Source organism: Sphingosinithalassobacter sp. LHW66-3, assembly GCF_050703275.1.
Taxonomy (GTDB): Bacteria; Pseudomonadota; Alphaproteobacteria; order Sphingomonadales; family Sphingomonadaceae; genus Sphingomonas.
The window spans coordinates 1950771-1962474 of the sequence record NZ_CP193482.1 but is presented as its reverse complement, the minus strand read 5'-3'; the positions used below and the strand labels follow the sequence as shown (position 1 = coordinate 1962474).

Annotated in this window: 8 protein-coding genes; 3 read left to right on the top strand and 5 right to left on the bottom strand. The window is 66.3% G+C overall.

The genetic code is table 11. The features are described 5' to 3' along the window. Positions 1 to 35 precede the first annotated feature (35 nt). Genes ACQ450_RS09540 through ACQ450_RS09530 form a run of 3 tightly spaced genes read right to left on the bottom strand, consistent with a single transcriptional unit; the run spans position 36 to position 3557 of the window. Complete coding sequence (locus ACQ450_RS09540) at positions 36 to 947, bottom strand: Gfo/Idh/MocA family protein (RefSeq protein WP_316714646.1); 912 nt, start codon at positions 945 to 947, stop codon at positions 36 to 38. A 5-nt stretch (positions 948 to 952) separates the two neighbouring features. Next, positions 953 to 1933 (bottom strand): AraD1 family protein, encoded by a 981-nt coding sequence (gene araD1, locus ACQ450_RS09535; RefSeq protein ID WP_431469085.1) that lies wholly within the window; start codon positions 1931 to 1933, stop codon positions 953 to 955. Between the two features lie 49 nt (positions 1934 to 1982). Beyond that, positions 1983 to 3557 (bottom strand): aldehyde dehydrogenase (NADP(+)), encoded by a 1575-nt coding sequence (locus tag ACQ450_RS09530; RefSeq protein ID WP_431469084.1) that lies wholly within the window; start codon positions 3555 to 3557, stop codon positions 1983 to 1985. A gap of 294 nt (positions 3558 to 3851) precedes the next feature. On the opposite strand from ACQ450_RS09530, the gene ACQ450_RS09525 reads away from it, so the two are divergent. From ACQ450_RS09525 to ACQ450_RS09515, 3 genes are all read left to right on the top strand, one after another. Beyond that, positions 3852 to 6701, top strand: a complete 2850-nt coding sequence (locus ACQ450_RS09525) for a TonB-dependent receptor (protein WP_431469083.1) — start codon at positions 3852 to 3854, stop codon at positions 6699 to 6701. A 70-nt stretch (positions 6702 to 6771) separates the two neighbouring features. Beyond that, positions 6772 to 7875, top strand: a complete 1104-nt coding sequence (locus ACQ450_RS09520) for an arabinan endo-1,5-alpha-L-arabinosidase (RefSeq protein ID WP_431469082.1) — start codon at positions 6772 to 6774, stop codon at positions 7873 to 7875. A gap of 22 nt (positions 7876 to 7897) precedes the next feature. Then, entirely contained in the window at positions 7898 to 9223 is a 1326-nt protein-coding gene (locus tag ACQ450_RS09515; protein WP_188053101.1) for a sugar MFS transporter, read from the top strand. Positions 9224 to 9359: 136 nt separating this feature from the next. On the opposite strand, the gene ACQ450_RS09510 is transcribed toward ACQ450_RS09515, so the two are convergent. After that, entirely contained in the window at positions 9360 to 10145 is a 786-nt protein-coding gene (locus tag ACQ450_RS09510; protein ID WP_431469081.1) for a FadR/GntR family transcriptional regulator, read from the bottom strand. A 43-nt stretch (positions 10146 to 10188) separates the two neighbouring features. After that, positions 10189 to 11697, bottom strand: a complete 1509-nt coding sequence (locus ACQ450_RS09505; protein ID WP_431469080.1) for an alpha-N-arabinofuranosidase — start codon at positions 11695 to 11697, stop codon at positions 10189 to 10191. Positions 11698 to 11704 lie beyond the last annotated feature (7 nt).

Genomic DNA, 11704 nt, shown 5'->3' with positions numbered 1-11704 from the left:
CCTAGATTCTGCCGCCTCGACCGGGCGGACCGACACTATTCTTCGAACGGCCCCACCGTCTTGCGCCGGCCCAGCAGAAAGGCGTCGGCGACATGGTGGAAGGGGCGCAGGTCGACGTCGCTCGTGCGGCGCTCGAGCAGCTCGGCGAAATGGCGATAGAGGCGGCCATATTCGGTCTCGTCGCCCACATCGACGGGTTCGCCGTCGATCGCGAGCTTCGAGGCGCCCAGCGACAGCTTCAGATGCCCGTCGTCGGTCTCGACATCGATGTCCCAGGTCTGCGGCCCGCGCTGATCGAAGTCGAAGAACACCTCGACCGGCGTGCCGGCATGATCGAACGCCAGGTCGGCGGCGATCGGCGCCGGCTTGTTCGACGGGAAGCGCAGCTCGGCGGACTGCAGCAGCAGCGGTTCGGGCAGGATGTGGGTCAGCACCGACAGCGCATTGATGCCCGGATCGAACACGCCGATGCCGGGCTCCCAGATCCAGTCCTGCCCCGGATGCCAGACGCGCACGTCTTCCTTCCAGTTCACTTCGACGCGCCGGATGGTGCAGCCTTCGAGCCATTTGCGTGCAGGCTCGACGCCCGCCGCTTCGCGCGAATGCCAGGTGGCGTAGAGGATGCGGCCGGCGTCGGCGGCCATCTTGGCAAAGGTCTCCGCTTCGCTGACCGTGGCGGCGGGCGGCTTCTCAATCATCACGTCGAGGCCGTGCGCCAGCGCTTCCGCGATCAGCGGACGGCGCCCGCGCGGCGGCGTGCAGATCGACACCGCCTCCACTTCGGGCATCGCGGCCATCATTTCGGTGATCGTGCGGAAACCGGGAACGCCCTCGGGCGGCGTATGGCCGGTGACGGCGGCGACGAGCTCGAACCGGTCGGTTGCTGCGATCGTCGGCACATGCTGGTCGCGGGCAATCTTGCCGATGCCCACAAGTGCGATCTTCACCGCGCTCACAGCGGCAGCACCCGGGCATCGACCGGCGCGAGGCGCGTCAGCGGGTTGCGCAGCGGCAGCGTGAAGGGAGCGGCCGACACTTCGAACACATCGCCTTCCTGGGTCGCAATGCTGTCGGCGAAGGAAAGAGTCGCGGTTCCGAAAAAGTGGACGTGAATGTCGCCCGGCCTCCGGAAGAGGCCGTATTTGAAGTGATGATGCTCGAGATTGGCGATGCTGTGCGACATGTTTGCTTCGCCCGAAAGGAACGGCTTTTCCCAAAGCACCGCGCCGTCGCGCAGGATCCGGCTGGTGCCGCGTACGTCCTGCGGCAGTTCGCCCGTCAGCAGCTCGGCGCCCAGCGCGGCGGGCCGCAGCTTGGAGTGGGCGAGCCAGAGGTAATTGCCCTTCTCGGTGATGTGGTCCGAGAATTCATTGGCCAGCGCGAAGCCCAGCCGGCGCGGGCGGCCATCCTCGTCGATCAGATAGATGCCGGCGATTTCCGGCTCCTCGCTGCCGTCGAGCGCGAAATCGGGCGAGCCGAGATCGGCGCCGGGGCCGACGAGGCAAGAGCCGTCGCCCTTGTAGAACCACTCGGGCTGCACGCCGGGCGTGCCGTCGGTCGGCTTGCCGCCTTCGACCCCCATGCGGAACATGCGCATCGAATCGGTCACGTCGCCGCCCGCCGCGGTGCGATGCATCTTGTCGCGCCCCTCGGCCGAGCCGAGATGGGTGAGGCCGGTTCCGGTCAGATAGCAATGCGCCGGATCGGGATGATCGATCGGCGCGAGCAGCCGCCCTTCGGCGTCGGCGGCGGCGAGATCGACCGTCTCGCCCGCGCGTGCCTGAGCGGCCTGCGCGAGCGACGCTCCTTCGGCGATCGCCAGGCGCGCGAGCTCATAGACGCTCGCCACCCCGTCCACCCTGTGCGCTCCGCCATCGTCCGCGCAAGCGACGCCGCGACGCCCGTCGGGCGCCCGAAATTGAACCAGCCTCAACCCATCCTTCCTTTCGTAGCTTCTGTTCTTGCGCCCCTGTGGGGCGAGTTCAGATCTTGAGCTTTCCGTCGACGCGGCGCGGAATCCCCGCATCGGCGTCGCGCCGCAGCACGTCGGGCAGCAGCGTGTCGGGGAAATCCTGATAGCAGACCGGCCGCAGGAACCGGTCGATCGCCAGCGTGCCCACCGAGGTGCTCCGCCCGTCCGACGTCGCCGGGAACGGGCCGCCATGCACCATCGCGTGGCTGACCTCGACGCCGGTCGGCCAGCCGTTGGCGATGAGCCGCCCCACGCGCGATTCGAGCGCGGGAAGGATCTTGGCGACTTCGGGCTCGTCGGCAGCGACGAAATGCACGGTGCCGGTGAGCTGGCCTTCCAGACCCGCGATCGCACGTGCCAGCGCGTCGGCATCGGCGCAGCGCACCAGCACGGATGCGGCGCCGAACACTTCCTCGGCCAGTTCGGGATCGCTGGTGAAGGCGTCCGCATCGACGGTGAACAGCGCCGCCTGGCCGCTGCTCGGGCCCTCACCGGCAATCCCCTGCGCCACCGAAGTGACGCCTGCCTTCGCCGCGAGCTTCGCCACGCCGTTGCGGAACGCGTCGGCGATGCCGGTCGTCAGCATCGTCCCGGCGGGCGCATCGCACACTGCGGCGGCGGCGGCCTTCACGAAGCGGTCGAGCGCGGGCGTGTCGATCGCCAGTACGATGCCGGGATTGGTGCAGAACTGGCCGACGCCCATCGTCAGCGAGCCGGCATATTCCTTGCCCAGCCGCTCGGCATCCTGCTCCAGCGCGTGCTGCATCAGGATGACCGGATTGATCGCGCTCATCTCAGCATAGACCGGGATCGGCACCGGCCGATCGGCGGCAACCTTCATCAGCGCGACGCCGCCGCCGCGCGATCCGGTGAAGCCCACTGCCTTGATCCGCGGATCGGCGACCAGCGCGCTGCCCAGCTCGTGCGAGGGGCCGCTCAGCAGCGAGAACACGCCCTCGGGCAGGCCCGCGTCCTTGACGGCCTTCGCGATCGCGCCCGCGACCATTTCCGACGTGCCGGGATGCGCCGGATGCCCCTTCACCACCACGGGGCAGCCCGCCGCGAGCGCCGAAGCCGTGTCGCCGCCCGCCACCGAGAAGGCGAGCGGGAAATTGCTGGCGCCGAACACCGCGACGGGGCCGAGCGGCACCTTGCGCTGGCGCAGATCGGGGCGGGGGAGCGGCTGGCGATCGGGCATCGCCGGATCGATCCGCACGCCCAGCCAGCCGCCGTCGCGCAGCTCGGCGGCAAACAGCTTGAGCTGGTTGGCGGTGCGCGCCCGCTCGCCGGTGAGCCGTGCGACCGGCAGCGCGGTTTCGAGATGGGCGCGCTCGATCAGCGCGTCGCCCAGCGCCATGATATTGTCGGCGGCGGATTCGAGGAACGCCGCGCGCTGCTCGATCGCCGTCGTGGAATAGGTGGGGAAAGCCGCTTCGGCGAGCGCACAGGCCCGTTCGAGTTCATCCGTGCCCGCCGCGCTGAACCGGGGTTCGATCCGTTCGCCGCTGCTCGGATCGATCGCGTTGAAGCCGTCGCCGGTCGATACGCGCGTCTGGCCGATGAAGAGTTCGCCTGTCAGTTCCAACCTGTCTCTCCTGGTTGCCCGCTCTTTTCCAATCGAATTACTCAGACATATAGGCCTGCGCCCGCAGGATCAATCGCCGACGGCAAAAGGCCGGGCAAATTGCCGCGGCCACTCGCCGTGAGCACGCGAATCTGCGCCATTCCTGCAACACCGAACCGAAATGTCTGAGAAATGCCACAAAGCTCTTGCGCCGCCTTCCTCTGCATTCTAGGGGTTTTTGTCTGAGTAATTACGGGCTTCGGCAGAGCGGCACCAAGCCGTCACTAGGGCGCCCGGGAGGAGAGGGGAAAAAGCATGGCTTCCAAGCTTACGATTCTGTGTTCCGCGTCCCTGTTTGCGCTGGCGACCGTCGCGGCGCCCGCTGCTGCACAGACGATGGCGCAAGATGCGCCCCAGGAGCAGGACGCGCTCGGCGCGGGCGATCAGGCGCCGCCGCGCGAGCAGGCGGACGAGATCGTCGTCACCGGCGTGCGCGCCGCGATCATCGGCGGCCTCGAGAACAAGCGCGAAGCGACCCAGATCATCGAATCGGTCGTCGCCGAGGATATCGGCAAGCTGCCCGACAACAATGTGATCGAGGCGCTGCAGCGCGTCACCGGCGTGCAGGTGACCAACCGTGCGCGCGGCGAAGCCTCGGCGATCCTGATCCGCGGTCTGCCCGACGTCGTGACGACGATGAACGGCCGCAACATCTTCACTGCCTCGGGTCGTTCGTTCGCCCTGGCGGACATTCCGGCCAACCTCGTCAGCCGGATCGACGTCTACAAGACGCGCGCGGCCTCGCAGATCGAAACCGGCATCGCCGGCCAGATCGACGTGTTCACGCGCCGTCCGCTCGATTTCGACGGCTTCGTCGTCTCGGGTGCCGGCCGTGCGATCTACAACGAGCAGGCGGATAGCTGGAATCCGAACGTCAGCGGCCTCGTCAGCAATCGCTGGGACACCGGCGCCGGCGACATCGGCGTGCTGGTGAGCGGCAGCTATTCGAAGACTGACTATCGCGAGATGAGTGTGATCGCCGGCGCGATGGTGCCGTTCGTCACCGAAAACCCGCCGGCGGGCACGGGTTTCACCCCGCTGCAGCGCGTCTTCCCCGAAACGGGTGCCTGGGAGCCGGGGCTCGACCGCGGCCTTCCCACCGAGGCGGGATCGACCTTCATCCTGAACGGTGTGGAGACGCCCTATTATCTCGGGCGGGACGCGCTCTTCGCGCCGGACGTCCACGGCACCCGCGAGCGCGCCGCGGTCAGCGCGGCACTGCAATGGGCGCCGAATGCCTCGTCGCAATATACGTTCGAGTTCTTCTGGAACCGGTATGACGAGGAGCTTCAGAACAGCCTGCTCTTCACCTTCGTCGACTGGTGGGGCTCGGTCGGCCCCAATCCGCAGGTCGAGCTCTTCGAAGGCACCAACATCATCAAGTCGCGGACCGTCGACGACGTGTTCGGCTTCAACAGCGGCGACTTCACCAAGAGCCGGACCGACTCGTTCGTCTATGCGCTGAACGGCAAGTGGGAAGTGGGCGATCTGGGCGGCATCACCGCCGATCTCTCCTACCAGACCAGCGAATTCAACACGTCGTTCATAGCCAATCGCATCGAGCGTGTCTGGGATTCGGTCACCTATGACACGAACCCGGGCAACGGCATCCCGTCATTCAACTTCAACGACAATTCGCTGCTCACCGATCCGTCGGCCTGGACGCTCGCCCAGTTCTACGACAACGCCAACCGTTCGGAGGGTGAGGCCTTCACGCTGCACGTCGATGGCGTTCGCGAGTTCGAGAACAGCGTCTTCCGCTCGGTGAAAGTCGGCATCCGCTACGACGATCGCAAGGCGGCGGATTCGGTCCGCACGCAGGATGCGGGCGTCCTCGGCCAGCCGTTCAGCACCCTCGGCGACGAATATATCTTCCAGGGTACCGACTTCTTCGATGGCCGGGCGAATGTGCCGTCCACCTGGATCACGCCGCGCGGCAGGACGATCTACGAGAACGCCGACGAATTCCGTCAGCTCTATCGTGCGGTCCAGCCGAACCTGCTGCTCAGCGATCAGATGTCGCTGACCCGGGTGTTCGACATCAACGAAGTGTCGATGGCGGCCTATATCCAGGCCGACACCGAATTCTCGGTGTTCGGCCGGCCGCTCTACGTGCAGGCGGGTGTCCGCTACGTCGACGTCGACACCGATCTCACCTTCACCGATCGGGTGAGCGGCACCGTCACCTCGACGTCGCAGGTCACGTCGGACTTCCTGCCGAGCGCGACGGTGCGCTACGACATCACCGATCGCCTGCGGCTTCGCTTCAACTACGGCGAAACGCTGCGTCGTCCGAGCTTCCCGGATCTCAATCCCTATTTCCAGCTGACCGGGGATCTTACCGGCATCGGCCGCGGCAGCGGCACGGGCGGCAACGCCGATCTTCAGCCGACCACGTCGAAGAACTATGATCTGGCGCTCGAATGGTATTTCGCACCGGCAAGCGTGATTTACACCACGCTGTTCCGGCGCGAGATCGAAGGCCTTGTGGTTCCGATCACCTCGGTGATCGAATATGCGACGCCGCCGCTGAACGACACGGCGAACACGACTCGCTTCGCCATCACGCGGCCGGCGAACGCCTCGAACGGCACGCTCGAAGGTATCGAAGTGGGCTTCACCTACTTCCCGACCTATCTGCCGGGGATTCTCGACGGCCTGGGCGTGCAGGGAAGCCTCACGGTCCTGGACTCGAACCAGAACATCCCGCAGTACGACAATGCCGGAAACGTGATCGCGCAGGATGAATCGCCCTTCTTCGGGGTGTCGGACTTCTCGTACAACGTCACGCTGGCCTATGATAACGGCGGCCTCGGCCTGCGCCTGTCCTATGTCTGGCGCGACGAGTTCCTGAGCAGCAACGAGAACCGCCTGTTCGCCAACCCGATCGGCTTCTGGCGCACGCCGGAGGAAAGCCTCGACTTCCAGCTCACCTATGCAGTGACGGATTCGATCGGCATCACCTTCGACGCAGTGAACCTCACCGAAGACGTCCAGCAGCAATATTATCGCTTCGGCGACGTCGGCAACCCGGAGATGTTCAACACCGGCACGACGATCCTTCCGCGGACCTTCGCGATCGGTGCGCGCTTCACCTTCGACTGAGTCCTTCCCTGTCTCCGGCGGCATCCTCGGGTGCCGCCGGCCTTTTTTCGGAAGGCACGGAGTGATCGGTATGAGAAAGTCGCTTGTCGGAGCCGCCGCATTGGCCCTTGCCCCTGCGCTTTCCGCGTGCGGCGCGAGCGGGTCGGCCTCCAGTGCGCCGTCGAAGCCTCCCACTCCGATCGTGACGCCGACTCCCTCCCCTACGCCTACGCCTGCGCCGACCCCCACACCGACCGCTACGCCGGCGTCGGTCGCAGTGCAGGGCGCGATCCGTCCGGTGCATGATCCGGCGATCCTGCGCGACGGCGACACCTATTATCTCTTCACCACCGGTCATGTGGGCGATGCCGAGGGCATCGTGCCGATGCGCACCTCGCCCAATCTGGTCGACTGGACGCTGCGCGGCGCAGTCTTTCCCGCCTTGCCCGGCTGGGCGGCGACAACGATCCCGGGCACGCGCGGCCTGTGGGCGCCCGACATTTCGAAGACGAACGGCGAGTTTCGCCTCTATTATTCGGTCTCGACCTTCGGCTCGAACCGGTCGGCGATCGGACTCAGCACGGCGACCCGGCTCGATCCCTCGGCTCCCGCCAGCGGCTGGACCGACAAGGGGCTGGTGTTCGAATCGAACACGACCGACGATTTCAATGCGATCGATCCCAACATCTTCACCGATGCCGACGGTCGGCAGTGGATGGTCTTCGGCAGCTTCTGGTCGGGGATCAAGATGATCGCGATCGATCCGGCGACCGGACTGCGCCTCGCCGGCGACTCCACCGTCCATTCGCTCGCGCGCCGGCCGAACCCCGGTGCCGTCGAGGCGCCGTTCGTGATCCGTCGCGGCCAATATTATTATCTGTTCGTCTCGTTCGACTCCTGCTGCCAGGGCAGCAACAGCACCTACAACACGGTCGTCGGTCGCGCGACGTCGCCCACCGGCCCCTATCTCGATCGCGACGGGGATCCGATGCTGCAGGGCGGCGGAACGCCGATCCTTGCGTCGGGGCAGGGCAGCGGCAGCCGCTATGTCGGCCGCGGCCATGTCGCCATCCTGCAGGATAGCGATCAGGACTATATCGTCTATCACGCCTATGACACGCAGTTGAACGGCGCTCCCACTCTCCGCATCCGACGCCTGACGTGGAGTGCGGACGGGTGGCCGTCGGCGGATTGATCTCAAGGAAGAGGACTCCAGAATGCCCGCACCCGCACCGGACCTGAGCGCCGGCAAGACGGATTCCACGACCGGTGGCGCCTATCCCGTGTATCGGGCGGCGCTCGGGGTGCTCGCGTCGCTCTTCTTCATCTGGGGCTTCATCACCGTCATCAACAACACGTTGCTGCCGCACCTGCGCAGCGTGTTCGATCTCACCTATACCCAGACCACGCTGATCGAGAGCGTCTGGTTCATCGCCTATTTCGTCGCCTCGATCCCATCGGCCAAGCTGATCGAGCGGATCGGCTACAAGAAGGCAATGGTGACCGGTCTGATGGTGATGGCCGGCGGCGCGCTGATGATGATTCCGGCTTCGGCGATCCCTTCCTATGCCGTTACGCTGTTCGCCCTGTTCGTGATCGCCAGCGGGATCACGCTGCTCCAGGTCGCGGCGAACCCCTATGTCGCGGTGATCGGTCCGCCGGAAACCGCTTCGTCGCGGCTCAATCTGGTGCAGGCGTTCAATTCGCTCGGCACCACGCTCGCGCCGCTGTTCGGCGGCTATCTGATCCTCAGCCGCACGACCTCGGGAACCGCCGAGGCGGGGCGCGTGCTGACCGAGGCCGAGCGGCTCGCCGATGCGCAGTCGGTGCAGCTGCCCTATCTGATCGTCGCCGGTGTCCTGCTCGTCCTGGCCATCGTCATCGCCAAGTTCCGCCTGCCCGACATGGGCTCGGCGACGCGGCGCGCCTCGCGCGAGGAGCGCAAGGGCCATTCGCTCTGGCGGCACCGCAACCTCGTGTTCGGCGTCCCGGCCATCTTCATCTATCTCATTGCCGAGATCGGCGTTTCGAACCTCTTCATCAACTTCATCTCGGCGCCCGAAATCGGCAATCTCACGCACGCTCAGGCGTCCAACTATCTCTTCCTGCTGTGGGGCGGGATGATGGTCGGCCGATTCGCCGGCAGCTTCATCATGCAGGCCGTCCGGCCCGAGGCGGTGCTCGCCTGGGCCAGCATCGGCGCCTTCGTGGTGATGATGCTGACCGTCTTCACGACCGGCTCGGTGGCGATGTGGTCGCTGATCCTGGTGGGGCTGTTCCACTCGATCATGTTCCCGACGATCTTCACCCTCGGCATCCGCGGCCTCGGGCCGCTGACCGAGGAAGGGTCGGGTCTGCTCATCATGGCGATCGCCGGCGGCGCACTGGTCGTCGTGCAGGGCTGGCTCGCCGATCTCTACGGGCTGCAGATGTCGTTCCTGCTCACTGCCGCGTGCGAGCTCTATGTGCTCTTCTATGCGCTGTGGGGCAGCAAGCCGACGCACGAGATTAAGAACAGCGAGACGGCGGCGCCCGCGGTCTGAGGCGCGGCGCGAACCGGCGGCGTCGAGAAACGCCGCGTCCAGGGGTTCGGAAGCTGTCGGGAGCGCGGCATCGCCAGTGTCCGGGCTCTCGGGGCGCCATCCCGATGCTCGCCGGCGATGGCGCGCCGGATCGCCGCTATTCCGGCACGTCGAGCGCCGCGCTGCGGGCGATCCGAACCTTCGGCGCTTGCGAGCGGGTGGTGTCGAGGAACGCCATGTCGACGAGCTCGGACATCGCCAGGCGCGCGGCATCGGCATCGCCTGCTGCGACTGCGTCGAACACGCGCTGGTGATCGGGAACGGGATCACGGCGCAGCGGTGAATTGCGCTGCTTGAAGATCGTCGTCCAGGCGACTGCGGCGCCGACGCCGCTGGTCAGCGTCGCCAGAAAGGGATTGCCGGACGCGTCGAGCAGCGCGGCGTGGAAATCCTGATCGGCTACGCGCCCTTCCTCGGACGCCAGAGTGTGCGTCGCCATTCCCTCGAGCGCGCGTGCCAGTTCGTCGAGGTGGCGAGTCGTTCGCCGCCGCGCAGCGAAAGCGGCCGCCTCGGGTTCGATCAGCCGGCGCAGCTCGAACAGGCTGGAGAGCAGATGTTCGTCGGGCTCGAACTCGAAGATCCACGAGAGCACGTCGGGATCGAGCAAATGCCACTTCGCTCGCGGGCTCACCCGCGTGCCCGTCTTGGGGCGCGATTCGACGAGGCCCTTCGCCGCCAGGATGCGCAGCGCCTCGCGATAGGCGGTGCGCGAGACCTGCAGCCGGCCGCTTGCCGCCACTTCGCCGTTCAGTACCTCGCCCGGCTTGTAGCGGCCGGAGACGATCAGCACTCCCAGATCGCGGGCAATCGCGCCATGGATGCGCAGCGATTTGCGTCGCGTCTGCGCGTCCTCGGCTTTCGAAGTCTTGGGAGCAGGCGGCATGCTTCCTTCTACCGCCTCCTTCCCGCCTCGCACAACTGCGCTGTCACGCGGCCTTCGTGACAAAGACATTCCACGACAGCGGCTTCAGCGTCGCCGAAAGACAGTCGTTCCGCAGCTCGGCGGCAGGATGGGCAATCGGCGCCACCGTCTCGGGGGCATCCTTGGAGTTGATCGCCTTCAGATCGGTGTGGTGCAGCTCCTCCGCCTGCACCAATGCCCGGGCGCCCATGCCGCGCAGTTCGACGTCGAGCTGCATCTCCTGATCGGTGCTGCGGTTGAGCGCGAAGACGGTCGCGGTGCCGGTCTCGGGATTGTGGACGACGGTGCTGACCAGCAGCGGCGCGTCCTCGATCGTGCCCGCCGCGAAGCTGCCGGTCTCCACCTTGGCGCGCAGCACGTTGCCGCGGCCGAAGCGCGCCGCCTGCGCGAACGGGTGGAAGATCGTCTGTCGCCAGGCCGGGCCGCCGGTTTCGGTCATGATCGGCCCGATGACGTTGACGAGCTGCGCGATGCACGCCGCCTGCACCCGGTCGGCATGGTTCATCATCGTGAGCAGCGCACCGCCGACGATCAGCGCGTCCTCGAAATTGTAGATTTCCTCGAGCAGCTTCGGCGCCTCGGGCCAGCCCGCTCCACGCAGCTGCTCGCCCGACCGCGCGCGGTACCAGACGTTCCACTCGTCGACCGAGAGCATGATCCGCTTGTCGGAGCGCCGCTTGGCCGCGACCGAATCGGCGATCGCCGTCACTTCGGTGATGAAGCGGTCGAGCTTGTCGATCACCGTGAGGAACAGCGTGATGTCGTCCTCATGATTCTCGAAATACTGGTGAAGCGAGATGAAATCGACGTGCTCGAAGCAATGGTCGAGCACGTCATATTCCCACGCGCCATAGGTCGGCATGTCGCGATGCGACGAGCCGCAGGCGGACAGCACGAGACCGTCGGAGGTCCAGCGCATGACCTTGGCCGTCTCGGTGGCGATCCGGCCATATTCCTGCGCCGTCTTCGCGCAGGTCTGCCAGGGTCCGTCCATCTCGTTGCCCAGGCACCAGAATTTGATGTCGTGCGGCTTCTCATAGCCGTGGCTCTTGCGCAGGTCGGCGTAGTAGGTCCCGCCCGGATGGTTGCAATATTCGAGGAAGTTCTGCGCCTCGGCGGGGCCGCGGGTGCCGAGATTGACCGCGAACATCGGCTCGACGTCCGCCGCCTTGCACCAGTCCATGAACTCGTTGGTGCCGAACTGATTGGTCTCGGTCGATCCCCAGGCGAGATCGAGGCGCACCGGCCGCTCCTCCTTCGGGCCGACGCCGTCTTCCCAATCATAGCCCGAAACGAAATTGCCGCCCGGATAGCGAACGATGCTCACCCCCAGCTCGCGCGTGAGCGCGAGCACGTCGCCGCGAAAGCCGTTCGCGTCCGCGGTCGGATGGCCGGGCTCGTAGATGCCGCCATAGACGCAGCGGCCGAGATGCTCGACGAAGCTGCCGAACACGCGACGGTCGAGCGGGGCGATCACGAAGTCGCGGTCGGCGATCACGCGGGACTTGAGCATGAGGGGT